This is a genomic window from Mycobacterium sp. D16Q16 (assembly GCF_002013745.1).
GTDB lineage: Bacteria > Actinomycetota > Actinomycetes > Mycobacteriales > Mycobacteriaceae > Mycobacterium.
On record NZ_MAEY01000004.1, the window covers coordinates 203,726 to 230,091 of the forward strand.

The window sequence follows — 26,366 nt, forward strand, 5'->3', positions numbered from 1 at the left end:
GGACAGGAGGCGCCCGCCATGCCCAAGCTCACAGCCGCCGATCGCTTGTCAGCACGTGATCCCCACCCGCACGACTACTACTACCGGCCGGGCATGGACCTACGCCCAATCCCCGAGGGCAAGAACGAATTCGGCTGGATCTGGCGCCACTGCCGACACACATTGTTCGACAACTGGTTCGACGTCGAAGACAACGTCACCCCGACGCCGCTGACTCGCTTATTCGATGACCACATGTGGCAGGGCGACGAGCTGATGGATGCCGTGGTGACCTTGTTCGACCGGATGGGCTCCTCACAAGCCCGCGCATTGTTCGAACAGGCCATCACCGAAGGTATCGATTCCCTGGATGACCCGCCCGACGAACTGCGTGCACTTCTGGAGGATGCGTATCGGGTTCCGGAATGGTGGGACCCGGCCAAAGCGGAGCGGGGAAGAGTTCGCCTGAACCAGATGGGGGCACCCACCGTGCTTCTGATGACCTCGTTCGGGGTCTTCGACACCGTCATGAACTCCGACGTGTCGTCCACCACCGGCGCCTCCGGCCGGTTCCGGGACCAAGGCCAACAACGGCTCCTTGAGACCGCGCGCTTTTTCGCGGCTCTGCGCGACCGCGATGCCATGCGACCCGGATCGCCTCAGATACAGATGACGCTACGCGTGCGCCTCGTACATTCATTGGCCCGCAAGGGGCTTCGCGCCGCATGGGGAACAGAGAACTTCTCCGACTATGGCGTGCCCATCTCCAACTCATCGATGTGCGGATTCATCGAAGCCGAATCACTGGGACAGATGCTCATTGAGCATCGGTTCGGCCGGCCCTGCACCCCCGAAGAGTTGGATGACGCCTGGCATTACATGACGCGATGGGCACTGCTTTTCGGCATTAGCGAGGAACTGTGCCCCAAGACCGGGACCGACGCCATGCGCAATCTCGACTACCTGCTGGCGCGCTCCGGCGATGCCTCGCGCTGGCGCGTTGAACTCGTCGAGGTGCTCTCGGCGCTCCCCTCGGCGGTTATTGCCCCGCTCCCCATAGCGCGCCTGCGCAAGTTACTCAGCGACCTGATGTTTGTGGCGGGCATTGGCGCACCTGGCTGGGTCTTGATGGGGCCCCAGGCGATGGACGAATTCGTGCGCGGCACAAGCTATGAACGGCTCCCCCGGCAGCTCCCCGGTGTGGCGCTGCAGGCCGCGATGTCGATGAGCGCGCGAGCGGCGGCGATCCGCGACAGAGTGCCCGGCACACGATTAGCACGCAGGATTGTCTACGGGACCCTGCTCCCCAACCCCAGCGCGGTGCTCAATCCAGCGTTCGACATTCTCGAGAAGCTCAACAAGGTGAGCTCCACGTACACGATGCACGACACCAACACCTCCGGGCACGCCTTCGCGCGGTAGGCGAAATCTCAGCACTTGTAAGCCTCCGCCATGCGACCTAATATTGACAATGCACGTTGTCAATGATGTCGACGTCAACATCTCAGGAGGCGCCCGGATGCCCAAGCTCACCGTGGTCGACAAACCACCGCCAGGCGATCCGCACCCGTACGACTACTACTTCCGCCCGGGAATGGACCTACGTCCAATTCCGGAGGGTAAGAACGAATTCGGCTGGATCTGGCGCCACTGCCGGCATTACTTGTTCGACCCTTGGTTCGATGTCGAGGACGAGGTAACCCCCACGCCGGCGACCCGCTTGTTTGACGATCACATGTGGCAGGGCGACGAGCCGATGGACGCCGTGGTCGAGCTATTTCAGGAGCTCGGGTCCGCTCAGGCCCGGGCACTGTTCGAACAGGCCGTCGAGCACGGCATCGACAGCCTGGACGACCCTCCCGAGGCGCTGCGGGCATTGTTCGCGGATGCCTACGGCGTGCCACAGTGGTGGGATCCGGCCAAAGCGGAACGAGGCCGGTTGCGGGCACGCCAGGTGACCACGGCGACCACCGCGGTCATGGCGACCTTCGCGGTGTTCGACACCGTCATGAACTCGGACGTATCGGCTGCCACCGGAGCCACCGGCCGGTTCCGCTATCAGAGCGCCCAACGGCTGGCCGAGACAAACCGGTTCTTCTCCATGATCTTCGACCGCGACGGGTTGGTACCCGGCTCCGAACAGATCAAGCTCACCATGCGCGTTCGATTGGTGCACTCGCTGGCCCGGCGGGGTCTACGGAGCGCCTGGGGCGAAGACAACTTCGCCCAGTACGGTGCCCCCATCTCCAACGCGTCCATGTGCGGGTTCATCGAGGCCATGCTCGGAGCGCTCCTCGTTGACTATCGGCTCGGAAGATCTTGCACACTCAGGGAAATCGACGATGTGTGGCATTACTTGCTGCGCTGGGCGCTGATGTTCGGCGTCACCGAAGACCTGCTGCCACGCACGGGCATCGACGCCATGCGCAATCTCGACTACCTGCTGGCCCGTTCCGGAGATGCCTCACGCTGGCGCGTCGAGCTGATCGAAGCACTGGCCACGGGCATGTCCGGCGCGCGTACCGGACCCGTCCGGCGCCTCTTCGCGGAAGTGCTCGCCGGACCCGGCTCCATGCTGATGGGACCCGCGGCAATGGACGAATTCTTCCAGGGCACAACCTTTGACGGCATCAACCATCGGCTCTCGGGCTGGCTGTTCAGCAGGGCCGCCACGGTCAATGCCAACGCGTCCGCGGTGCTGGACCGGCTGCCCGGAATCGGCTTGGTGCGCCACCGGCTGGATGCCTTCAACCCCAATCCCAGCGCGGTGAACAATCTTTTATCCGAATTGATCGAGAAGCGCGCCAAGGTGGCCTCGACATACACGATGCACGACAACAACACCTCCGGGCACGCTTTCGCCCGCTGACCAGTTCCGCCGAGCAGGAGTCTCACGGGACGAAACCGGCCAAGGCCCTCGCCAGATCCCCGCTGGGCGAGGAGAAAACACGAAAACGGCGCCCACCCCTGAAGGGTGAGCGCCGTTTTCTTGGCGTCTTTAGATCACTTGTGGATCTTGGTCACGCGACCGGCGCCGACGGTACGGCCACCTTCACGGATCGCGAAACGCAGACCCTCGTCCATGGCCACCGGCTGGATCAGCTTGACGGAGATGTCGGTGTTGTCACCGGGCATCACCATCTCGGTGCCCTCGGGCAGAGTCACCACGCCGGTCACGTCCGTGGTACGGAAGTAGAACTGCGGGCGGTAGTTGTTGAAGAACGGCGTGTGACGGCCTCCTTCGTCCTTGGACAGGATGTAGACGCTGCCGTCGAACTCGGTGTGCGGGGTGGTGGTGCCGGGCTTGACCACAACCTGGCCACGCTCGACGTCCTCACGCTTCACACCACGGACCAGCAGACCAACGTTGTCGCCGGCCTGACCCTGATCGAGCAGCTTGCGGAACATCTCGACACCGGTGACGGTCGTCTTGGTGACGGTGTCCTTGATGCCGACGATCTCGACGTCCTCGTTCACGTTGATCACGCCACGCTCGACGCGGCCGGTCACCACGGTGCCACGACCGGTGATGGTGAACACGTCCTCAACGGGCATCAGGAACGGCTTGTCGGTCTCGCGAACCGGGTCCGGGATCGACTCGTCAACAGCGTCCATCAGATCGCCAACGGTCTTGGCCCACTCGGCGTCGCCCTCGAGCGCCTTGAGCGCGGAGACGCGAACCACGGGAGCGTTGTCACCGTCGAAGTCCTGGCTGCTCAGCAGCTCCCGGACCTCCAGCTCGACAAGCTCGAGGAGCTCCTCGTCATCCACCATGTCGGACTTGTTCAGCGCGACGAGGATGTAGGGCACACCCACCTGACGGGCGAGCAGCACGTGCTCACGCGTCTGCGGCATCGGGCCGTCGGTCGCGGCGACTACCAGGATCGCACCGTCCATCTGGGCGGCACCGGTGATCATGTTCTTGATGTAGTCGGCGTGGCCGGGGGCGTCGACGTGCGCGTAGTGACGCTTCTCGGTCTGGTACTCCACGTGAGAGATGTTGATCGTGATACCACGAGCCTTCTCTTCGGGAGCGTTGTCGATCTGGTCGAAGGCAGATGCTTCGTTCAGAGTGGGGTACTTGTCGTGCAGCACCTTGGTGATTGCCGCAGTGAGAGTGGTCTTGCCGTGGTCAACGTGACCGATGGTCCCGATGTTGACGTGCGGCTTCGTCCGCTCGAACTTCGCCTTCGCCACTGTTGTGTCCTCCTGGACTTTCTGTTGTCTCTGAGACTTTCTCAGAGACAAGGGTTTTCATTTGCCTAGCGGACTCACTCGCGCAAGTCCGAATGGGTTGTGAGCTTTCGCTACTCCCCAGTCGCCTTCGCGATGATCTCCTTCGACACGTTCGCCGGAACTTCGGCGTACGAATCGAACACCATGGAGTAGTTAGCCCGGCCCTGGGTCTTCGACCGAAGGTCGCCGACGTAACCGAACATCTCCGACAGCGGAACCTGTGCCTTGACGACACGTGCACCGCTGCGCTCCTCCATAGCCTGGATCTGGCCACGGCGGGAGTTCAGGTCGCCGATCACGTCACCCATGTAGTCCTCGGGTGTGGTGACCTCGACAGCCATGATGGGCTCCAGGATGACCGGCTGTGCTTGTCCGGCAGCCTTTTTGAATGCCTGGGAACCCGCGATCTTGAAGGCCATTTCCGACGAGTCAACGTCGTGGTACGCGCCGTCGAGCAGCGTGACCTTGACGTTCACCAGCGGATAGCCGGCCAGGATGCCGTACTGCATGGCGTCCTGCGCACCGGCATCCACCGACGGGATGTACTCGCGCGGGACACGGCCACCGGTGACCTTGTTCGCGAACTCGTAAGTGGCGCCGTCCTCGGCATCCACCAGCGGTTCGACGGAGATGATCACCTTGGCGAACTGGCCCGAGCCACCCGTCTGCTTCTTGTGGGTGAATTCGACCTTCTCCACCGCGCGGCGGATGGTCTCGCGGTAGGCCACCTGCGGCTTACCGACATTCGCCTCGACCTTGAATTCGCGGCGCATGCGGTCCACCAGGATGTCCAAGTGCAGCTCGCCCATGCCACCGATGATGGTCTGGCCGGTCTCGTCGTCCTGCTTGACCTTGAAGGTCGGGTCTTCCTCGGCGAGCTTCTGGATCGCGGTGCCCAGCTTTTCCTGGTCGCTCTTGGTCTTGGGCTCGATGGCCACCTGGATCACCGGATCCGGGAAGGTCATGGACTCCAGCACGATCTGGTTGCTCGGGTCGCAGAGGGTGTCACCGGTAGTGGTGTCCTTCAGACCGATCGCGGCGTAGATGTGGCCGGCGCTCGCCGAGTCCACCGGGTTCTCCTTGTTGGAGTGCATCTGGAACAGCTTGCCCAGACGCTCCTTCTTGCCCTTGGTGGAGTTGACCACCTGGGTGCCGGAATCGACCTTGCCCGAGTACACGCGGATGTAGATCAGCTTGCCGAAGAACGGGTGGGTCGCGACCTTGAACGCCAACGCGCTGAACGGCTCGTCGGTGTTGGGCTCACGCGTGATGAGCTCGTCCTCTTTGCCGGGCACGTGGCCGGTGGTGGCACCCACGTCCAGCGGCGACGGCAGGTAGTCGATGACGGCGTCAAGCATGGGCTGTACGCCCTTGTTCTTGAACGCGCTACCGCACAGCACCGGGTAAGCCTCGGACGTGATCACGAGCTTACGAATCGCGCCCTTGATCTCGTCAATGGTCAGCTCTTCGCCGGCAAAAAACTTCTCCAGCAGCGCCTCATCGGTCTCGGCGACGGCTTCAAGCAGAGCCGCGCGGTACTCGGCTGCCTTGTCGGCCAGCTCCGCGGGGATCTCGACAACCTCGTACTGCTCGCCCATCTTGGTCTCGCCACGCCACACCTTGGCGTTCATCTCGACCAGGTCGATGATGCCCTCGAAGTCGTTCTCGGCACCGATCGGCAGCTGAATGGGCAGCGCACGCGCACCGAGGCGATCCTCGATGGTCTTCACCGTGTAGTAGAAGTCGGCGCCCAGCTTGTCCATCTTGTTGACGAAACAGATACGCGGCACGTCATAGCGGTCGGCCTGACGCCACACCTGCTCGGACTGCGGCTCCACGCCCTCTTTGCCATCGAAAACGGCCACCGCACCGTCGAGCACACGCAGGTTGCGCTCCACCTCGACGGTGAAGTCGACGTGTCCCGGGGTGTCGATGATGTTGAGCTGGTTTTCTTTCCAGTAAGCGGTCGTCGCGGCGGACGTGATGGTGATGCCGCGCTCCTGCTCCTGCTCCATCCAGTCCATGGTGGCTGCGCCATCGTGGACTTCACCGATCTTGTACGTGATACCGGTGTAGAAGAGGATGCGCTCGGTCGTGGTGGTCTTGCCGGCATCGATGTGGGCCATGATGCCGAAGTTGCGGACCTTGTTCAGGTCGGTCAGCACTTCCTGTGCCACAGAAGTTTCCGCTCTTTCGCTTCGAATTGGGGATGGACGAACTGGGCGGGCCTCGCCGTGCGGTGAGGCCCGTCAGATCACCAGCGGTAGTGCGCGAACGCTCGGTTGGCCTCGGCCATCTTGTGAACATCTTCGCGGCGCTTCACCGAGGCACCCAAGCCATTGCTGGCGTCCAGGATCTCGTTCGCCAGACGCTCAATCATGGTCTTTTCGCGACGTGCCCGCGAGAAGCTCACCAACCAGCGCAGGGCCAGGGTGGTGGAGCGATCGGGGCGGACCTCGACCGGCACCTGGTAGGTGGCGCCACCGACACGGCGGCTGCGCACCTCAAGGGCAGGCTTGACGTTGTCCATGGCGCGCTTGAGGGTGACAACCGGATCGGTGCCAGTCTTGTCGCGGGCCTGCTCCAGTGCGCCGTACACGATGCGCTCGGCGATGGACTTCTTGCCATCGAGCAGCACCTTGTTGACCAGCTGGGTCACCAGCTGGGAGCTGTAAACCGGGTCGTTGACCAGGGGGCGCGACGGCGCGGGTCCCTTGCGTGGCATTAGCTCTTCTCCTTCTTGGCGCCGTAGCGGCTGCGAGCCTGCTTGCGGTTCTTGACTCCCTGGGTGTCCAGCGAGCCGCGGATGATCTTGTAGCGCACACCGGGGAGGTCCTTCACACGACCACCGCGCACGAGCACCATCGAGTGCTCCTGCAGGTTGTGACCCTCACCCGGGATGTAGGCGGTGACCTCCACCGCGCTGGTCAGCCGCACACGGGCCACCTTCCGCAGCGCCGAGTTCGGCTTCTTCGGGGTGGTGGTGTAGACGCGGGTGCAAACGCCACGGCGCTGCGGGCTGCCCTTGAGGGCCGCAGTCTTCACCTTGGCGATCTTGTCCCGGCGACCCTTACGGACCAGCTGGTTGATGGTTGGCATGTACCGGCTTTCTGTTTCTCTCTAGCTACTTCAAACTACGTACGTGGGGCTCTAGCGTCGCGAGCCCGTCAAAAGGCCCTGTTGTCCTGCAGTTCTCGCCCATATCGGTATCCCGAGGCCGGGCGTGTCGCACACACCGCGGACGCGAAGAAAAACTCCTTCACCCTCTGGGCATGCGAATTGACCTGGCGCCCTATCTGACCCCCACCGAGTACCCCAGCGGTGGCCATTGGCCAGGCACAGCGCCCTACCATACCAGGGCTGATCACAGTGAGACAAACTCGCCTACCAGCGACAAAGCGCAGGTCATCGATAACTCACCAATGCGCGGGCAACATGCCTGACTGAGCGGCCCACTCTTCGCGCCGAGCGCTCATCGGCGAGGTCTGCTCTTCGCGCCGAGCGCTCATCGCCGCTCGGCCAGACCCGACGCAAAGCGGTGCACCATCTCCGTAAACGCGATGTCGGGATCCATCTCGATGCCCGCCATGAAGCCCGTCATCTCCAGCATGACGAACCCGTGCATCGCAGCCCAGAGCTCGACGCCCGCGTGAAAGGCGGTGTCCTCGTCGAGCCCGTACACGCCGATGGCCTCGGTTGCGGGCTTGGCCAATTCACGGGCGTCGATCGTCGGGCGGTTGACATCGTCCAGGAACGGCATGCGGGTCAGCGCGGCGTATCTGCCTGGATGGTGGTGCGCATAGCTGCGATACGCACCGGCCATGGCCAAGATTGCGTCCTCGCTGCTACGACCCGAACTCACGGTGTGCAGCATGCCGACAATCTCGACCAGCACCCGACCGCGCACCTCGTGGCGCAGGTCATCGAGGCTGTCCACATGGTTATAGAGCGACGGCCCCTTCGTCCCCAGCTCGACGGCCAACGCGTTGATGGTTAGCGCGTCCCAGCCGGCCCGGTCGAGAAAAGACAGCGCGGCGTTCACGACGGTGTCCCGGTTGAGCCGTGTTGCCCGCGCAGGACTTCTGCGGTGCGCGGTTGCGGGCTCGGTCGTCACGTCTGGCCGCCTTCGGGGGTGAGTCGTTCTAGTTCAGTGCTATCTGGCGCGGCCTCCAGGGCAGATGGCCTGCTATGACCCTATCTCTCCCCGCCGTCACCTTTGTGTTTGTCAGCCTACCGAGCCTGTCGTGGCGCGCCGTGGCCTATTCTCATAACGTGATCGGGACGCTGAAATGACACACGTTCTAGTTTCTGCTGGGCGGCACTTGCTGGTCGCCGTCCTGGTAACCGGCGGCATCGTCACAGTGATGGACTCACCCGAGGGCCCTTCGCGCCTCGCCGACAACATTCGCCTGGCCAAGAACGGCGACACACACATCACCCAGTACGGGCTCGTCACCACCATCGATTGCGGCGACTCCACTGTCTTTGTGAACGGATCGCAGAACGTCATCACCGCTCTCGGCAGCTGCTACGCGATCTCGGTACAGGGGTCCTCCAACACGATCATCGCCGACAACGTGGTCAACGACATCACCGTGTACGGCTTCAACCAGAAGGTGCTCTACAAGTCCGGCGAGCCCGCGGTCATCGATCGTGGGCGCGAGCTGGGCATGATGAACTTCATCGACCGCGTCCCTGGTTGATCCCCTCCCGACACCCAAATCTCGGGATAATCGACTCCATGTCCCGCCACAGTGCTCTCCCCGCGACAGTCCTTGCCCTCGTCGTAACCGCTCTTGGACTCGCGGGCTGCGGCGTCATCAAGCCGGGTTCGAGCAATCCGACACCCGGCACCTGGACTCCCCCATCCACCTCGGCTTCCCCCAGCCCCTCCACGCCGACCTCCGCCAAGGTCGACATCGGGGACGAGACCGTGATCGGGTACTTCGGCCAGACCACGACCGCCGTATGCCAGGAGGGCAAGCGCCTGAACATCACGGGCGCCAACAACACACTCACCATCACCGGGGCCTGCGACACGGTCACCGTCTCGGGCTTCTCGAACACCATTGCGTTCGACGAGCTGAAGACCGAGGTGACGGTCACCGGCTATGGCAACAAACTCACCTATAAGGCGGGCGGGCCCAAGGTCAACAACTACGGAAGCAACAACACGATCGAGAAGGCTTCCTAGCCCTCACCATTAGCCCGCTCAGAGCACCGTCTGGACAATGTGTTCGACCAGCTGACGGGCCGCGGCGCAACTGTCGCCGCCCTTGCGGTACTGAACCCACCAGGTCAGGGAACCGGTTCCCGCCGGAACGGTCACTCCACATCCCGAGCCACCGGGGCCGGTACTGGTGAATCCCTTGCGGCCGTTGATCGTAATGTCGGCAGTCTTCTGCCCCATCCCGTCGGCAGACGTGCGATCGCGGTCCACATCGCCACCCTCGTAGTACGCGTACAGAAGGTCGATGAGGCTTCCAGCATCATCGGCGGCGACCCAATAACACAGTGCCCCAAAGAAATTCTGGTAGATCTGGGCGGCCTTGACGGTTTCGACGATCGTCTTCTCATCGAGCGGACCGCATTGGCCGTTGGCGAAACCGTACGGGTCCAGTTTGTCGTTCTCACCCCGCTCGCTGGAGTTCAGCGTCTCGCCCGGGGCGACAGCGGCGCCGTCGACGGTGCGCGCACACCCGGTCGGCCCCGCGAGCAGTAACACCGCGGCGGCAAGTGCGCCGACAGTCCTTTTCATTGCTTGCCCACCTTGCTCAGCAGCGAGTCCATCAACGTCTCGACGGCCTTGCACGGGTCGTTCTTGACGGCCCCCGATTGCAAAGACCAATGCAGGAAGTCCGGCCCCGATCCCGCGGACAGTTCACACAGCCCGACATTGCTCACGCGGTAACCGGGATAGGACTTGGTGGTCACCGTTTCCACCGTATGCCCGAGGTTTCGCGCGACTGACGCTTCTTTCTGCGCCGAGCTGCCCCGGTACCAATACAGCGACAGGGACGTATCCCCGCCTCCAGGACCGGTGGACCACCGACAACCCAGCAGGCTGTCCACGTCGCGTTTGAGCGCCGGATTGCCCACCGCCGCAGTGACTTCCGCGTCAGTCATGCCGCCACAGTCGCCAAGTTTGAAACCCTTACCGGGCCCGTTGTTCACCTCGGGCACGGTGGTCACCTGCACGTCGGGGGATCCGCCGTTGTCGTCGTCACCACCGGAAGAGGGCCGGGGCGAGCATCCGGCCAGCGCCACGGCCACGACCATCAAGGCCGATACCGGAAGAATCCGCACACTCACGGTGTCCACAGTACGTCCGTATCCCGCAGGTCTCCCATATGTCCGAGTGTGTCGGCACCGCCGAACGCAGCGTGTCAGACCCCAGCGCCGTGCCGACCCGCACCCGCGGCGAACCTACCGGCACCCTCAAGCGCTTCGGCCGCGACCCGCTCGATGCTGCCAAATTCGTTGTCCAACGCCGCTTCCTCGGTCATCCCCCACTGCGCGATGGCTGAATCGCGGTCTGCCCGCACGCATTGTTGCGGGAATGCGGCGATCTCTGCGGCCAGCGTCTCCGCCACCGCACGAGCCTGCCCGCGGGGGACCACTCGATTGGCGAGCCCGATGTCCAGCGCCTCAGGTGCCGCGACGGGACGTCCGGTGAGGATGAGGTCCATGGCGCGCGAGTGTCCGATCAACCGGGGCAGCCTGATCGTCCCGCCGTCGATGAGCGGCACACCCCAGCGTCGGCAGAACACACCCAGTACGGCGTCCTCCTCGACCACCCGAAGATCGCACCACAACGCCAGCTCGATACCGCCCGCCACGGCGTGCCCCGAGATCGCCGCGATCACCGGTTTAGACAGCCGCAGCCGAGACGGGCCCATCGGACCGGGGCCGTGCGGGTGCAGTTCATTTCCGCGGCCGGTTCCCATTGCTTTGAGATCAGCTCCGGCACAGAATGTTCCGTTGTCACCCCAGAGCACCGCCACGGACGCCTCGGGGTCCGCGTCGAATTCGGTGAACGCTGCGAGTAGCGCCGCTGCGGTCGGGCCATCGACGGCATTGCGGGCGTGGGGCCGGTTGAGAATCACCGTCGTCACCGGCCCCGCCTTCTCGACGCGAACTGCGTTCTGACTCATGGGCTCGATCACAGGGAAGCCTCCTCCATCTCAGCGTTGTCGCGCAGCGTCACCAATTCATCCTTGAATTCCCGGTATCTGGACCGTATTTCGTCGGCGGGCCAATCCCTGGGCAACAACTCGTCCGGCAGTACGGGGTCGGCGAGTAGATGCCGCACCATCGCGGCGGCCAGCACAAATCGCGCGGGAATCGCCTCAGCCTGATCCCACCACCGCAGCAGGGCGGTCGCATACAGAGACCAGCCGGGCAGATCCCACAGCTGGGCGGACAGGGCTTCGGGGTCCGGGGTTCGGGTGTGCAGAACCCAGACGTGGTCGGTGACCGACGACGGAAGATCGATCTCCAGATTGTCCGGGCGCAGCCACACGCCCTCGCGCAGTTCTCCGAAACGCCTCTGCCGCAGGGTAGTTCGCAGGTCATTGCGGTCACGTGCGTCGCGACCCACGCTGGTGATCACCAACTGGGTCCAATTGCCGTCCCAGGAGCGCCGATGCGGATCACAGGCCTCGTCCTGACGAAGCTGACGGGCCTGCAGACGCTCGGCGAGCCGGTATCCCGATTCTGTTCTCGCAAGATCTCCCGCAGCGACCATCCGGGTGAGCGCCACCCGCACCGTGGTGTCACTGATTCCGAACAAGATGGTCAGCGCGCGGATTTCCCGCACCGACAGCTCGGCGGGGTGTGCGCCCAGCAGCAAGCTCAAGATGACCGAGCGAGCGGTCATCGGGTGATGATCGACCGGGTTGTCCATCGCTACAGATCGGTCGGCCTGCGGCCGAAATCACCGAAGGGCTCGTCGCGATGCCGGACTGCCTGCCGGTAGCCGTTCTTCACGGCATCGGCCGTGAATGCGTGGGCCTCCGCGGTATGCCGGGATATACCGTCGAAGACGGTTCCCACCATGGCGCTGTTGGCGATCCCTTGATTGATGAGCACCGAGTTGCAGGCGAGCTTGACCATCATCAGCTGGTTCAGTGGCATCGCCGCGATCCGCGCCACCAGGCGCTCGGTGCGCTCGTCCAGGTCATCGGGCTCCGGCGCCTCGACCGCCAGACCCCACTCGTAGGCCTGCTTACCCGAGAGGCAATCCCCTGTCAGCAGAAGACGTTTCGCACGCTGATCGCCGAGCTTGTGCGCCCACAATCCGGTGGCCGGTACGCCCCACACCCGGGTTGGCGGGTATCCGATCTTGGCATCGGCGGCAACGATCAACTGATCGGCATGCAAGGCGATGTCGGTACCACCGGCGACGCAGTACCCGTGCGCCTTCACCACTGTTGGCTTGTTGGCGTGCAACAGCGAGGAGAAACCGCGCGTGAACCGGCTCATCATCTGGTAGTCGAGCATGGGGTCCCAGTTGATGTTCGGCAGGTGGTTGCGCAGCTGCACCTCACCATCTAGCGCGGTGCCTGAATACTGCGCCGTGCCTTCATCGTTCGCCTCAGCATAGGCACTGAGGTCGAAGCCCCCGCAGAATCCATCTCCCCGGCCCGACACCAGGATGACGTGAACCTGCGGGTCCAGGTCGGCGCGCTCTACGAGAGCCGCCAGCTCCAACGGGGTCTCGGCGATGATCGCGTTGCCTTGCTCGGGCCGATTGAAGGTGATGCGCGCGATGCGATCAGTGACCTCATAGGTCATCGTCTTCAAGGTGTCCATAGCTGTTAGCTGCCCGACTTGACGGTCGCCCGCTCCAGAATCGGCGACAGGTCCAACCCCGTGGGGAGCGTGCCGAATGCACCACCCCAATCGCCGGCCAATCGCGTGGCCAGGAATGCCTGTGCGACCGCCGGATGACCGTGACGTACCAGCAGCGCCCCCTGAAGGGCCAGGCAGATGTCCTCGGCCACCTTGCGGGCACGGTAGGTGACGGAGTCCAGATCACTGAGCTGCGTGTGCAATCCGTTGATATGACGGTCCAGACGCTCGTCCTGCCCCTGGGCTAGCGCGAGCTCCTTGAACAGCACCTCAACGCATTCAGGCTTGGTGGCCATGGCGCGCAACGTGTCCAGAGCGCTGACGTTCCCGGACCCCTCCCAGATTCCCATCAGCGGTGCCTCGCGATAGAGACGTGGGAGGCCCGAATCCTCGACGTACCCGTTGCCGCCCAGACACTCCATGGCTTCGCCGGCATGCGGGGTGGCGCGCTTGCACACCCAATACTTGCTGGCGGCCAGCCCGATACGACGCAGCAGCGACTCGGTTTCATCGCCACGGGTGGCGCGGTCCGTGGCACCCGCCATCCGCATCGCGACCATGGTGGCGGCCTCCGCCTCGATCGCGAGGTCAGCGAGGACGTTGCGCATGAGCGGCTGATCGATGAGGTACTCACCGAAGGCCTTGCGGTGCTCAGCATGGTGCATGGCCAGCGCCACGCCCGCACGCATGCTGGTGGCCGATCCGAGTGTGCAGTCCAGCCGCGTCATGTTCACCATCTCGATGATGGTCTTGACGCCCTTTCCTTCCTCGCCGACAAGCCACGCCGTGGCCTCGTCGTACTCGACCTCCGAGGATGCGTTGGAATGGTTACCGAGCTTGTCCTTCAAGCGCTGCAACCGCATCCGGTTACGCGTGCCGTCCGGTAGTACCCGCGGCAGGAAGAAACATGACAGGCCGCCGGGCGCCTGCGCGAGCACCAGAAACACATCGCACATCGGCGCCGAAGTGAACCACTTATGCCCCACCAGCGTGTAGCTGCCATCGGCATTCGGCGTGGCGGTGGTGGTGCCCGCCCGCACGTCTGAGCCGCCCTGCTTCTCCGTCATCGACATACCCGCCGTCAGCCCCGCCTTGGTGGCGGGCACCGCGAGCACCGGGTCATACACCCGGCTTGACAGCAGCGGCTCGTAGATCGCCGCCAACTCGGGATTGGCACGCAGTGCCGGTACCACCGCATAGGTCATCGAGATGGGACACATGTGGCCGGGATCGGCCGTCCACACACCGGTCTTGGCGGCGCGGACGACATGAGCGCCCGGGCGCTCATCGGCCCACGGCGCTCCGTGCAGCCCGTGAGCGACCGCCTCGCACATGAGCTCGTGATAGGCCGGGTCGAACTCGATTTCGTCGACGCGATGACCCCAACGGTCATGGGTGTGCAGCACGGGGCGGTTCCGGTTCGCCAGCTCCCCCGCGCGCTGCATGCGATCGGTGCCATTGAGCGAGCCAACCTGGACAACCTCGTCGACGCCCCACTGCCCGCCTTCTCGAATGAGGGCTTCCATCAGCACCGGACTGCTCGCGGCGTTGTAGTCGTGCAGTGCTGGGACCTGATTGGTGACGACATGCGTATCGGCCATACCTTCAGTGTTACATTTCCACGACAACCGCACAAGATCTGTTCACATGGCCTTCGGCGGGCCACTCCTGCGCTACAAAGAGAGCGTGGAGAAGGTCATCTTTGTGTTACGCCAGCCGTCCGATGCCGCCACCGACGAGTGGTGCGAGCAGCTGCACACGGCCGCCGTCGACAAGATCCGGGCGGCAGGCGTGCACGGCCTGACCCTGTGCACGCATGACGCCGCGGTGCGTGCCGCCAGCCTGCGCTTGGTGACCCTGGACCCACCACTGGCCGCCGTCGCCAGCGTGTGGGTCCAGCAGTCATACGGCCCGGCGGTACGGGAGATCGAGGAAATTCTGGCCGCGGCGTCGGCCCGTGTGCACGGATATCTCGTCACAGAGTCGGTGCCACTGCCTCCCCCCGAGTCCGAACCCGGCTCGCGGTCAACGGGTTTCACCAACATCGCGCTATTGCGCAGGCCCACCGACATGCCGTTCGACGCGTGGCGACAGCAGTGGCAGGGTGTGCACACCCAGAACGCACTCGACCTGCAATCGACCATCGGCTACGAACAGAACCTCGTAGTCCGCGCGGTTACCGATGACGCCCCCGCGATCTCGGCAATCGTCCTCGAACAGTTTCCCTCGCCCGCCCTCACCGATCCACTGGCCTGGTACGGCGCCCTGGATCAACAGCAGCTCGGCCAGCGCGCGATGGCCATGCTGGAGAGCGTCAAAGCCTTTGGTGCTCATACCAATATCGACACCGTCGCGACCAGCCGGTACGACATGGTTCGCCCTTTCGGGTGACAGCCCTCGCTACCGCTCAGATAGCATCGTGTTGACATACAACCAAATGGTTGTACATTGGGATTCGTGACCGCCCCGGATGAGGACAGGGCCGACGCCATGTTCCATGCGCTCTCCGACCGCACCCGCCGCGACATCTTGCGGCGCGTGTTGGCCGGTGAGCACTCGGTCTCAGCGCTTGCGGAGAACTACGACATGAGTTTCGCCGCAGTGCAAAAGCACGTCGCCGTGCTGGAAAAGGCCGGGCTGCTGACAAAACGGCGTAACGGTCGCGAGCAGTTGGCCAGCGGCGATGTGGATGCGGTTCGCTCGGTCGGCGCCATGCTCGCCGAGCTGGAGCAGTTCTGGCGCGGCAGGATCGCCCGCATCGATGAACTCATCGCACTAGAACCACCGACGCCCAAACCACCGAGGAAGGACTGAATCATGCCCGTCACCAACGTTACTCACGATATCGACACCCGAACCATCACCATTGACGCCGAATTTGAGGCGCCGCTCAGCCGGATCTGGCAGATCTACGCCGACCCGCGCCAGCTCGAAAAGGTGTGGGGCCCGCCGAGTTGCCCGGCAACGTTCGTCGATCACAACTTCACGCCGGGTGGCCGAGTGAACTACTACATGACAGGGCCCGCGGGTGAACGGTACGCGGGGTGGTGGGAGATCACGGCGATCGATGAGCCCAACAGCTTCGCGTTCAGGGACGGTTTCTCCGACGAAAACCTGAATCCGGTGGACAACATGCCGGTCTCGGAAAACCTGTACACATTCATCGAGAAAGACGGCCGCACCCTGGCAACCTACGTCAGCACATTTGAGACTGCCGAGGCGCTGCAGCAGGTGCTGGACATGGGCGTCATCGAGGGCGCATCGTCTGCGATCAACCAGATCGACGACCTCGTCCGCTCTTGAGTGGCGGGATGGCCCGCACCACTCACTGCCGGTGTGGGCCATCCTTTACGCTCACGTCATGGTGGAGTACCGCAACCCCGGCGCTATCACCTTTGAGGCGACCATTGAGAAACCCGAGGGCCCCGGTGCATTCGTCGAGGTCCCGTTCTCCGTGATCGACACCTTCGGAGTCAAGGCCCGCGTACCGGTGCTGGCCGTGTTCGACGGCTCGGTGACGTACACGGGCTCCCTGGCACCGTACGGCGGCACGCACCTGCTCGGGGTGCGCAAGGACATTCAGGAACAGTTGGGCAAGGGCCCCGGAGACCGAGTGACCGTGGAGATCAGGCTCGATACCGACCGCACCTAGGCGTCTTGCTTTTCATGCCGCGCGGGTTCGCCGTGGTGCACAAAGTAACCAAGCACCACAATCACGAACCAGACCAGGCCCACGAAGATCGCGGTACGGCCGTCCTCCGTGAAGAACAGAAGCACCACCACGAGCGCCAGGAAGGCCAGCGCCAACAGATTTGTCACCGGAGCCCCGGGGAGCTTGTAATCCGAGGCGGGTAGTTCCCCGGCGGCAACCCGCTTCCGGTAAATCAAGTGGGACACCAGGATTGAACCCCACACAAAAATGATGCCAATAGTGGATACCGACGTGATGTAGGCGAATGCCTTGTCCGGCGACAGCCAGTTGACGAACACGCCGATACCCATGGCCAGCGCCGAGAAGCAGATGGCCAACATCGGGACATGACGTGAGCTCAACGACTGCAGACCCGCGGGGGCATCGCCGCGCTGCGCCAGGCTGCGCACCATCCTGCCGGTCGAATAGATGCCCGAGTTGCAGGAGGACAGTGCGGCCGTCAGCAAGATGAAGTTCACGATGTTCGCCGCCTGCGGAATGTTGAGGTACTCGAACACCGCGACGAAGGGGCTCTCACCTTTGTGATAGTTCCGCCAGCCCTGGATCGACAGAATGACGATCAGCGCACCCACGTAGAACAACCCGATGCGGAACGGCAGCGTGTTAATCGCCTTACGCAGAGTCACTTTCGGGTTCTCGGCCTCCCCCGCCGTGACACCGACGAGCTCAACGCCCACATAGGCGAACACCACGATCTGCAGGCTCAGCAGGGCCTGACTGAATCCCGTCGGGAAGAACCCGCCGTCGTTCCAGAGATTGGCGACGGTGGGGCCCGATTCCGGCCCAAGTCCCGCAATGGGAAGCAGTACACCGATGCCGATGATGATCATGCCGACGATCGCCGTCACCTTGATCATCGAGAACCAGAACTCCGCCTCACCGAAGATCTTCACCGATATCAGGTTGGCCCCGAACAGGATGAGAAGGACGGCCAGGGCAGTGACCCATTGCGGGATGCCAGGCCACCACCGTTGGATGTACACGCCGGCGACGGTAATCTCCGCCATACACGTTGTGGCCCACACCGCCCAGTACGTCCAACCGTTAGCGAACCCGGCGAAACGCCCCATGAATTCCTCGGCATACTCGGAGATGCTGCCCGAGACCGGCCGATAGACCAGCAGTTCACCGAGTGCCCGCATGATCACGAAGATGGCCAGACCCGCGACCAGGTAGGCCAAGATGAGCGCGGGACCTGCCTTCTCGATCGCACCACCGGCGCCGTAGAAGAGGCCCGTGCCGATGGCACCGCCGATCGCGATCATCTGCACCGTGCGGGCAGAGAGCCCGCGTGAATATCCGGCGTCGGGCGTCTCGGACTCGGAATTGGCAACGGTCATCGGAACATCATTGCGTGAGCAGACGCTTATTGCACGGGAAACCCGGACACACCATCCACAACGCGCGTGGAATTGCGTGGCCTAGCTAGGTATTTGTGCGCTGAACCGACTTCTCTTACGCACATAGGCTTCTGGCATGCTCAACCCACAGTTCATCGGACGCGTGGCATTGCCGATATTCACCGCGGTGTTTCCGTTCATGATCATCGCCGGACAACTCGGTCTGGATATTTGTCGCTGGTGGATCGTCTACGGCACCGCAACCAGTGTGGCCGCCCTGATGGGCATCACCACGTTCGGCATGTGCAATTCGAACGGCCCAGGGCTCGCGGTCGGTCGGTCCTGGGTGCTCTTTTGGACAGGCCTGGCGGCACTCACTGCGGCGCAGGGCTTCTTCTACGCGCAACTCCGTCATCAGTGCCCGGCAGTCGGGCCGATCATCGCGATCGACGCCTTCCTCGAATGGCTCATCGCACCCGTGGTTCTCGTCGTCGTGGCCGGGAGTGCATTCCGGCGGGCGTGGACCGCCGCGCGGCGAAATGGGAAAGGCCCCCGGGGTGTAACCCGGGGGCCCTTCTCGTGCTTACGACCTAGCGGTAGTCGCTGTACCCGTAGTCGTCCAGCGGCACCGCAGCACCGGTGTTGGAACCGAAGTCGGGGCTGTAGTAGGCGTCCTCGTACGACGGAATCGTGTACGCGGCGGCCCGGGCCTCTTCGGTCGGTTGCACCGAGATGTTGCGGTAGCGGTTGATACCGGTACCAGCCGGGATCAACTTACCGATGATGACGTTCTCCTTCAGACCATTCAGTCTGTCGCTGCGGCAGTTGATGGCCGCATCGGTCAGCACGCGAGTGGTCTCCTGGAACGACGCCGCCGACAGCCACGAGTCGGTCGCCAGCGATGCCTTGGTGATACCCATCAGCACCGGACGGCCGGCCGCAGGCTCGTTGCCCTCGGCCACCACGCGACGGTTCGCGGTCTCGAACTCGCCACGCTCGGTGAGCGAGCCGGGCAGGAATTCCGTTGCGCCCGAGTCGATGATCGTCACGCGACGCAGCATCTGGCGCACGATGACCTCGATGTGCTTGTCGTGGATCGACACACCCTGGCTGCGGTACACCTCCTGCACCTCGTTGACGAGGTGCACCTGCACCTGACGCGGGCCCATGACACGGAGCACCTCGTGCGGGTCAGCCGCACCCTCCATGAGCTGCTGTCCGACCTCGACGTGGTCGCCGTCGGCCAGCGGACGCTCGGAGCCGTCCTCGTGCTTGAAGACGCGCAGGCGCTGACGCTTGGAGAGCTTGTCGTAGACAACTTCCTCGCCACCGTCATCCGGGATGATGGTGATCTTGTAGAAGCGCTCGCCCTCTTCGAGGCGAACCCGTCCGGTGACATCGGCAATAGGCGCCTTGCCCTTGGGAACTCGCGCCTCGAACAGCTCGGTCACACGCGGCAGACCGCCGGTGATGTCGTCACCGACGCCACCCTGGTGGAAGGTACGCATGGTCAGCTGGGTGCCGGGCTCACCGATCGACTGTGCGGCCACGATGCCCGCTGCCTCACCGATGTCGACGAGCTTGCCGGTCGCCATCGAGCGGCCGTAGCACATCGCGCAGACCCCGGTACCGGTGGTGCAGGTAAGCACCGACCGGACCTTGACCTGAGTGACACCCGCGGCGAGAAGCTTCTCGATCGCCGGATCGCCCAGATCGTGTCCACGCTCCACCAGCACGTTGCCATCGGCATCCACCGCGTCGGCGGCGAGAGTCCGTGCGTAGGCGGAGGTTTCGATGTGCGCGTCGCGGATCAGCGTGCCGTCGTCCTGCTTCTCGGCGATGGTCACGTTGATGCCACGTTCGGTACCGCAGTCGTGCTCGCGGACGATGACGTCCTGCGAGACGTCCACCAGACGACGGGTCAGGTAACCCGAGTCGGCGGTACGAAGCGCGGTGTCCGCCAGGCCCTTACGGGCGCCGTGCGTGTTAATGAAGTACTCCAGAACGGTCAGGCCCTCACGGAACGAGGACTTGATCGGACGCGGGATGTACTCACCCTTCGGGTTTGTCACCAGACCCTTCATGCCTGCCAGGTTTCGCACCTGGGTCATGTTGCCGGTCGCGCCGGACTTGGGCAGCAAGGTAATCGGGTTATCGGCCGGGTAGTGCTCCTCCAGCGCCTTACCGACCTCGTCGGTGGCTTCCTGCCAGATCTTGACCAGTGCGTCGCGACGCTCCTGGTGGTTCAAAGCACCACGCTGGTACTGCTTCTCGATCCGCTCCGCTTCCTTCTCGTAGCGGTCCAGGATCTCCGCCTTCTGCGGCGGCACCAGCACGTCGGCCATGGACACCGTGACACCCGAGCGCGTGGCCCAGTGGAAACCGGCATCCTTGAGCTTGTCGACGGTCTGCGCGACCACGATCATCGGGAACCGCTCAGCGAGGTCGTTGATGATCGCCGACTGCACCTTCTTGTGCATCTGCTTGTTCACGAACGGGTACCCGTGGGGCAGCAGCTCGTTGAACAGCACACGGCCCAGGGTGGTCTCGGCAACCCAGGCATCGCCTGGCCGCCAACCGTTTTCGAAGAGCTCGGCCTCAACCTCGGCCGGCGGACGCTGCTGCGTCAGCCGTACCCGGATCGGTGCACGGACGCTCAGCGCGCCACGGTCGAGGGCCATGATGGCCTCGGCGGGCGAGCTGTACACACCGGTCTCCGGCTGGTCCTTGGCGGCCGGGGTATGCGCACCGGTATCACCGGGGACCTCGGTGGTCAGGAAGTACAGACCGGTCACCATGTCCAGACGCGGCATGGCCAGCGGGCGGCCCGACGCGGGCGACAGGATGTTGTTCGAGGACAGCATCAGGATGCGCGCCTCGGCCTGCGCCTCCGCGGACAGCGGAAGGTGCACGGCCATCTGGTCACCGTCGAAGTCGGCGTTGAACGCCTCACACACCAGCGGGTGCAGCTGAATTGCCTTGCCTTCCACCAGCTGCGGCTCGAAGGCCTGGATACCCAGGCGGTGCAGCGTTGGTGCACGGTTCAGCAGCACCGGGTGCTCGGCGATGACCTCTTCGAGGACATCCCACACCTGGGCGCGCTGACGCTCCACCATGCGCTTGGCGCTCTTGATGTTCTGCGCGTGGTTCAGGTCGACCAAGCGCTTCATCACGAACGGCTTGAACAGCTCGAGGGCCATCAGCTTGGGCAGACCGCACTGGTGCAGCTTGAGCTGCGGGCCGACCACGATGACCGAACGGCCCGAGTAGTCGACGCGCTTGCCGAGCAGGTTCTGACGGAACCGGCCCTGCTTGCCCTTGAGCAGATCCGACAGCGACTTCAGCGGACGGTTACCCGGTCCGGTGACCGGACGTCCACGACGGCCGTTGTCGAACAGCGCGTCCACGGACTCCTGCAGCATCCGCTTCTCGTTGTTGACGATGATCTCGGGCGCACCCAGATCGATCAGTCGCTTGAGGCGGTTGTTGCGGTTGATGACGCGGCGGTACAGGTCGTTCAGGTCGGAGGTGGCGAAGCGGCCACCGTCGAGCTGAACCATCGGGCGCAGCTCCGGTGGGATCACCGGCACCGCGTCGAGCACCATGCCACCGGGGCTGTTGGTGGAGTTCTGGAACGCCGCCACCACCTTCAGGCGCTTGAGCGCACGAAGCTTCTTCTGCCCCTTACCACTGCGGATTGTCTCGCGCAGGTTCTCGGCCTCGGCATCGAGATCGAAGTTCTGGATGAGCTTCTGCACGGCCTCGGCACCCATGGCACCGGTGAAGTACTCGCCGTAACGGTCCACGAGCTCGCGGTAGAGCAGCTCGTCGACGATCAGCTGCTGGACGGAGAGCTTGGTGAAGGTGGTCCAGATCTCGTCGAGCCGGTCCAGCTCACGCTGGGACCGATCACGCAGCTGACGCATCTCGCGCTCGCCACCGTCGCGCACCTTGCGGCGCACGTCGGACTTGGCACCCTCGGCCTCGAGCTCGGCCAGGTCGGCTTCGAGCTTCTGGGCGCGGGCCTCCAGGTCGGCATCGCGCTGATCTGCGACGGCCTTCTTCTCGACCTCCATCTCGGCCTCGAGTGTCGAGAGCTCGTTGTGACGCAGCTCGTCGTCGACCGCGGTGATGACGTAGGCGGCGAAGTAGATGATCTTTTCCAGATCCTTCGGCGCCAGGTCGAGCAGGTATCCGAGACGTGACGGAACACCCTTGAAGTACCAGATGTGCGTAACCGGTGCGGCCAGTTCGATGTGGCCCATCCGCTCACGGCGCACCTTGGCGCGAGTTACCTCGACGCCGCAGCGCTCACAGATGATGCCCTTGAAGCGCACGCGCTTGTACTTGCCGCAGTAGCACTCCCAGTCGCGAGTAGGTCCGAAGATCTTCTCGCAGAACAGGCCGTCCTTCTCTGGCTTGAGCGTGCGGTAGTTGATGGTCTCCGGCTTCTTGACTTCGCCAAAGGACCAGTTACGGATGTCATCCGCCGACGCGAGGCCGATACGGAGTTCATCGAAGAAGTTGACGTCGAGCACGTAAACTCCCTTTCCCCTTGCGGGATAGAATTCGGTTAGGCGAAGTCCTCAATGGACGCAGATTCGTTGCGGGACAGGTTGATTCCCAGGTTCGCGGCAGCGCGCTCCAGGTCCTCGTCATCGCCGTCGCGCATTTCGATGGTGGTTCCCTCCTTCGAGAGCACCTCCACGTTCAGGCACAGCGACTGGAGTTCCTTGAGCAGAACCTTGAACGACTCCGGGATCCCCGGCTCGGGGATGTTCTCGCCCTTGACGATCGCCTCGTAGACCTTCACACGACCGACGGTGTCGTCGGACTTGATGGTCAACAGCTCCTGCAGCGTGTATGCCGCACCGTAGGCCTGCATGGCCCAGCACTCCATCTCACCGAATCGCTGACCACCGAACTGCGCCTTACCACCGAGCGGCTGCTGGGTGATCATCGAGTACGGCCCGGTCGAACGCGCGTGAATCTTGTCGTCGACCAAGTGGTGCAGCTTCAGGATGTACATGTAGCCGACGGTCACCGGATACGGGAACGGCTCGCCGCTACGGCCGTCGAACAGCCGCGCCTTGCCGTCGCCGTCCACCATGACCTCGCCGTCCCGGTTGGGCAGCGTCGAGGACAGCAGTCCGGTCAGCTCCTCCTCGCGGGCACCGTCGAACACCGGGGTGGCCGTGCGGGTGTCGGCCGGGGCCGACTGCAGATCCTCGGGGAGGTTCTGCGCCCACTCGGGGTTGCCTTCGATGTTCCAGCCGGTCTTGGCCACCCACCCCAGGTGGGTCTCCAAGATCTGGCCGATGTTCATACGACGCGGCACACCGTGCGTGTTCAGGATGACGTCGACCGGGGTGCCATCGGGCAGGAAGGGCATGTCCTCGACGGGCAGGATCTTGCCGATGACGCCCTTGTTGCCATGGCGTCCGGCCAGCTTGTCACCGTCGGAGATCTTGCGCTTCTGCGCGACGTACACGCGAACGAGCTCGTTCACGCCGGCAGGCAGATCGTCGTCGTCATCACGCGAGAAGACGCGGATGCCGATGACCTTGCCGGACTCACCGTGCGGCACCTTCAGGGAGGTGTCGCGAACCTCGCGGGCCTTCTCACCGAAGATGGCACGCAGCAGGCGCTCCTCGGGGGTCAGCTCGGTTTCACCCTTCGGGGTGACCTTGCCGACGAGGATGTCGCCATCGCGGACCTCGGCGCCGATGCGGACGATGCCGCGCTCGTCGAGGTCTGCCAGCACCTCATCGGAGACGTTCGGGATATCCCGGGTGATCTCCTCGGCGCCCAGCTTGGTGTCACGCGCATCGATTTCGTGCTCTTCGATGTGAATCGAGGTGAGCACGTCCTCTTCAACCAGACGGTTGGACAGGATGATGGCGTCCTCGTAGTTGTGGCCTTCCCACGGCATGATCGCCACGAGCAGGTTCTTACCGAGGGCCATTTCGCCGTTCTCGGTGCAAGGACCGTCCGCGATGACCTGACCGATCTCGACCCGCTGACCTTCGTCCACAATCGGGCGCTGGTTGGCACAGGTGCCGTGGTTCGATCGCGCGAACTTGCGCAACCGGTAGCTCTGCCGGGTGCCGTCGTCTGCCATCACGGTGACGTAGTCGGCGGACACCTCTTCGATGACACCGGCCTTCTCCGCGACGACAACGTCGCCGGCGTCGATGGCAGCGCGCAGCTCCATACCGGTACCGACCAGCGGGGCCTCGCTACGCACCAGCGGAACCGCCTGGCGCTGCATGTTGGCACCCATCAGTGCGCGGTTGGCGTCGTCGTGCTCCAGGAACGGGATCATCGCGGTCGCGACCGACACCATCTGGCGCGGCGAGACGTCCATGTAGTCGACGTTGGTCGACGGCACGAACTCGACCTCGCCACCCTTACGGCGCACCAGGACGCGCTCCTCGGTGAAGCGGCCCTTCTCGTCGGTCGGCGAATTGGCCTGCGCCACGACGTGGCGGTCCTCTTCGTCGGCGGTCAGGTAGCGGATCTCGTCAGTGACGACACCCTCGACCACCTTGCGGTACGGCGTCTCGATGAAGCCGAACGGGTTAACCCGCGCGTACACCGACAGCGAGCCGATCAGGCCGATGTTCGGGCCTTCCGGAGTCTCGATCGGGCACATGCGGCCGTAGTGCGAGGGGTGCACGTCGCGGACCTCAAGGCCGGCGCGGTCACGGGTCAGACCACCCGGGCCCAGCGCCGACAGACGACGCTTGTGGGTCAGACCCGAGAGCGGGTTGTTCTGGTCCATGAACTGCGACAGCTGGCTGGTTCCGAAGAACTCCTTGATCGCCGCCACGACGGGACGGATGTTGATCAGGGTCTGCGGGGTGATCGCCTCGACGTCCTGCGTGGTCATGCGCTCACGCACGACGCGCTCCATGCGGGACAGGCCGACCCGGATCTGGTTCTGGATCAGCTCGCCCACGGTACGCAGACGACGGTTACCGAAGTGATCGATGTCGTCGACCTCAACGGGAACCTCGAGACCGCCGGGGGCGGTCATCGTGGTCTGGCCCTCGTGCAGACGCACCAGGTACTCGATGGTGGCGACGACGTCTTCCTCGGTGAGCGTGGTGGCAGTCACCAGAGCCGGGTTAGCACCACCCAGGCCCAGCTTCTTGTTCACCTTGTACCGGCCCACGCGGGCCAGGTCGTAGCGCTTCTCCTTGAAGAACAGGTTCTCCAGCAGGGCCTGCGCGGACTCCTTGGTCGGCGGCTCGCCCGGACGCAGCTTGCGGTAGATGTCCAGCAGCGCCTCGTCGGGACCGGCGATGTTGTCCTTCTCCAGGGTCCCCATCATGATCTCGGAGAACCCGAAACGCTCGACGATCTGCTCGTTGGTCCAGCCGAGCGCCTTCAGGAGCACGGTGACCGGCTGACGGCGCTTGCGATCGATGCGCACACCCACGGTGTCGCGCTTGTCGACATCGAACTCGAGCCACGCACCACGGCCGGGGATGACCTTGACGCTGTGCAGGGTCTTCTCGGTCGACTTGTCGATGTTCTCGTCGAAGTAGACGCCGGGCGAACGGACCAGCTGCGACACGACCACACGCTCGGTGCCGTTGATGATGAAGGTGCCCATGTCGGTCATCATCGGGAAGTCACCCATGAAGACCGTCTGGCTCTTGATCTCGCCGGTGTTGTTGTTGATGAACTCGGCCGTGACGAACAGCGGAGCCGCGTACGTCATGTCCTTGTCTTTGCACTCGTCGACGGGTGCCTTGACCTCGTCGAAGCGCGGGTCGCTGAATGACAGCGACATCGAGCCCGAGAAGTCCTCGATCGGCGAGAGCTCCGTGAGGATCTCCTCAAGGCCGCCGGTCGGGTTCACCTCACCGCGAGCAGTCGCAACCTCACGCCACCGGGGTGAGCCAACCAGCCATTCAAAAGAATCCGTCTGCACATCGAGCAGGCCGGGAACCGCAAGCGGTTCACGCAGCTTGGCGAAGGACAGTCGGCTGGGCGCCCCAGGTACGGAGTTAGTAGTTGCGTTATCGGTCTTAGTCTGGCGAGAGACTGCCAAGATCGGTCCTCCAGTGTTGCCGCGCATCTGCGTTGTTTTGCGCAAGCAACGACCAAACACACACCCGATCGATCACAACATGAACCAACACCGTCGTGGCGAGGGAAGGTGGGCAGGAGGCAGCCAGCGCAACGTCTAACAATAGCGTACTATCGCGCAGCCTTCAACTGCCCGGTCAAATCTG

Annotated in this window: 22 protein-coding genes; 8 read left to right on the forward strand and 14 right to left on the reverse strand. The window is 63.7% G+C overall.

What is annotated here, in order from left to right:
• Positions 1-18 precede the first annotated feature (18 nt).
• Both B4394_RS05485 and B4394_RS05490 read left to right on the forward strand, forming a co-directional pair.
• Positions 19-1,401: an oxygenase MpaB family protein gene (locus B4394_RS05485; protein ID WP_078314612.1), complete on the forward strand. Its 1,383-nt coding sequence runs from the start codon at positions 19-21 to the stop codon at positions 1,399-1,401.
• A gap of 97 nt (positions 1,402-1,498) precedes the next feature.
• A complete protein-coding gene (locus B4394_RS05490; protein ID WP_078314613.1) occupies positions 1,499-2,848 on the forward strand; it encodes an oxygenase MpaB family protein in 1,350 nt (449 codons plus the stop codon).
• 134 nt (positions 2,849-2,982) lie between these two features.
• Here the strand turns inward: B4394_RS05490 and tuf are convergent, their stop codons facing one another.
• The 5 genes from tuf to B4394_RS05515 form a co-directional block, all read right to left on the reverse strand.
• Positions 2,983-4,176, reverse strand: coding sequence for an elongation factor Tu (gene tuf, locus B4394_RS05495; protein WP_078288431.1), 1,194 nt, complete (start codon positions 4,174-4,176; stop codon positions 2,983-2,985).
• 110 nt (positions 4,177-4,286) lie between these two features.
• On the reverse strand, positions 4,287-6,392 hold the full coding sequence (fusA, locus tag B4394_RS05500) for an elongation factor G (protein ID WP_078308493.1): 2,106 nt from the start codon (positions 6,390-6,392) through the stop codon (positions 4,287-4,289).
• A gap of 77 nt (positions 6,393-6,469) precedes the next feature.
• Positions 6,470-6,940: a 30S ribosomal protein S7 gene (gene rpsG / locus B4394_RS05505; protein WP_070938491.1), complete on the reverse strand. Its 471-nt coding sequence runs from the start codon at positions 6,938-6,940 to the stop codon at positions 6,470-6,472.
• A complete protein-coding gene (rpsL, locus tag B4394_RS05510; RefSeq protein WP_003929602.1) occupies positions 6,940-7,314 on the reverse strand; it encodes a 30S ribosomal protein S12 in 375 nt (124 codons plus the stop codon). Before rpsL ends, rpsG begins: the two co-directional genes overlap by 1 nt.
• A gap of 406 nt (positions 7,315-7,720) precedes the next feature.
• Entirely contained in the window at positions 7,721-8,329 is a 609-nt protein-coding gene (locus B4394_RS05515; RefSeq protein WP_078308492.1) for a TetR/AcrR family transcriptional regulator, read from the reverse strand.
• A 208-nt stretch (positions 8,330-8,537) separates the two neighbouring features.
• Between B4394_RS05515 and B4394_RS05520 the strand changes: the two genes are divergently transcribed.
• Positions 8,538-8,918: a DUF3060 domain-containing protein gene (locus B4394_RS05520; RefSeq protein WP_078308491.1), complete on the forward strand. Its 381-nt coding sequence runs from the start codon at positions 8,538-8,540 to the stop codon at positions 8,916-8,918.
• Between the two features lie 38 nt (positions 8,919-8,956).
• The gene (locus B4394_RS05525; protein ID WP_078314451.1) at positions 8,957-9,409 is read left to right on the forward strand and encodes a DUF3060 domain-containing protein; all 453 of its coding nucleotides are present in this window, start codon (positions 8,957-8,959) and stop codon (positions 9,407-9,409) included.
• An 18-nt stretch (positions 9,410-9,427) separates the two neighbouring features.
• On the opposite strand, the gene B4394_RS05530 is transcribed toward B4394_RS05525, so the two are convergent.
• The 6 genes from B4394_RS05530 to B4394_RS05555 all read right to left on the reverse strand — a co-directional run bounded on the left by B4394_RS05530 (position 9,428) and on the right by B4394_RS05555 (position 14,669).
• A complete protein-coding gene (locus B4394_RS05530; RefSeq protein ID WP_078308489.1) occupies positions 9,428-9,973 on the reverse strand; it encodes a DUF3558 domain-containing protein in 546 nt (181 codons plus the stop codon).
• The gene (locus B4394_RS05535) at positions 9,970-10,536 is read right to left on the reverse strand and encodes a DUF3558 domain-containing protein (protein WP_078314452.1); all 567 of its coding nucleotides are present in this window, start codon (positions 10,534-10,536) and stop codon (positions 9,970-9,972) included. Before B4394_RS05535 ends, B4394_RS05530 begins: the two co-directional genes overlap by 4 nt.
• A 65-nt stretch (positions 10,537-10,601) precedes the next feature.
• Positions 10,602-11,369: a crotonase/enoyl-CoA hydratase family protein gene (locus B4394_RS05540; protein ID WP_078308555.1), complete on the reverse strand. Its 768-nt coding sequence runs from the start codon at positions 11,367-11,369 to the stop codon at positions 10,602-10,604.
• A gap of 8 nt (positions 11,370-11,377) precedes the next feature.
• Positions 11,378-12,121, reverse strand: coding sequence for a PaaX family transcriptional regulator C-terminal domain-containing protein (locus B4394_RS05545; protein WP_078308487.1), 744 nt, complete (start codon positions 12,119-12,121; stop codon positions 11,378-11,380).
• A 2-nt stretch (positions 12,122-12,123) separates the two neighbouring features.
• Positions 12,124-13,029, reverse strand: coding sequence for a crotonase/enoyl-CoA hydratase family protein (locus B4394_RS05550; RefSeq protein WP_078314453.1), 906 nt, complete (start codon positions 13,027-13,029; stop codon positions 12,124-12,126).
• A 5-nt stretch (positions 13,030-13,034) separates the two neighbouring features.
• The gene (locus B4394_RS05555) at positions 13,035-14,669 is read right to left on the reverse strand and encodes an acyl-CoA dehydrogenase family protein (RefSeq protein ID WP_078314454.1); all 1,635 of its coding nucleotides are present in this window, start codon (positions 14,667-14,669) and stop codon (positions 13,035-13,037) included.
• A gap of 85 nt (positions 14,670-14,754) precedes the next feature.
• Between B4394_RS05555 and B4394_RS05560 the strand changes: the two genes are divergently transcribed.
• The 4 genes from B4394_RS05560 to B4394_RS05575 all read left to right on the forward strand — a co-directional run bounded on the left by B4394_RS05560 (position 14,755) and on the right by B4394_RS05575 (position 16,720).
• Positions 14,755-15,459, forward strand: a complete 705-nt coding sequence (locus B4394_RS05560; protein ID WP_078314614.1) for a hypothetical protein — start codon at positions 14,755-14,757, stop codon at positions 15,457-15,459.
• A gap of 66 nt (positions 15,460-15,525) precedes the next feature.
• The gene (locus tag B4394_RS05565) at positions 15,526-15,882 is read left to right on the forward strand and encodes an ArsR/SmtB family transcription factor (RefSeq protein ID WP_078314615.1); all 357 of its coding nucleotides are present in this window, start codon (positions 15,526-15,528) and stop codon (positions 15,880-15,882) included.
• Positions 15,883-15,885: 3 nt separating this feature from the next.
• Positions 15,886-16,371, forward strand: coding sequence for an SRPBCC family protein (locus tag B4394_RS05570; RefSeq protein WP_078314455.1), 486 nt, complete (start codon positions 15,886-15,888; stop codon positions 16,369-16,371).
• 58 nt (positions 16,372-16,429) lie between these two features.
• Positions 16,430-16,720: a DUF1905 domain-containing protein gene (locus B4394_RS05575; RefSeq protein WP_078308483.1), complete on the forward strand. Its 291-nt coding sequence runs from the start codon at positions 16,430-16,432 to the stop codon at positions 16,718-16,720.
• Here B4394_RS05575 and B4394_RS05580 read toward each other — a convergent pair.
• The 3 genes from B4394_RS05580 to rpoB all read right to left on the reverse strand — a co-directional run bounded on the left by B4394_RS05580 (position 16,717) and on the right by rpoB (position 26,182).
• A complete protein-coding gene (locus B4394_RS05580) occupies positions 16,717-18,120 on the reverse strand; it encodes an amino acid permease (RefSeq protein ID WP_078314456.1) in 1,404 nt (467 codons plus the stop codon). The two genes, B4394_RS05575 and B4394_RS05580, sit on opposite strands and share 4 nt — an antisense overlap.
• Before the next feature lie 590 nt (positions 18,121-18,710).
• A complete protein-coding gene (locus B4394_RS05590) occupies positions 18,711-22,658 on the reverse strand; it encodes a DNA-directed RNA polymerase subunit beta' (RefSeq protein ID WP_078308480.1) in 3,948 nt (1,315 codons plus the stop codon).
• 35 nt (positions 22,659-22,693) lie between these two features.
• Positions 22,694-26,182, reverse strand: a complete 3,489-nt coding sequence (gene rpoB / locus B4394_RS05595) for a DNA-directed RNA polymerase subunit beta (RefSeq protein ID WP_078308552.1) — start codon at positions 26,180-26,182, stop codon at positions 22,694-22,696.
• Positions 26,183-26,366 lie beyond the last annotated feature (184 nt).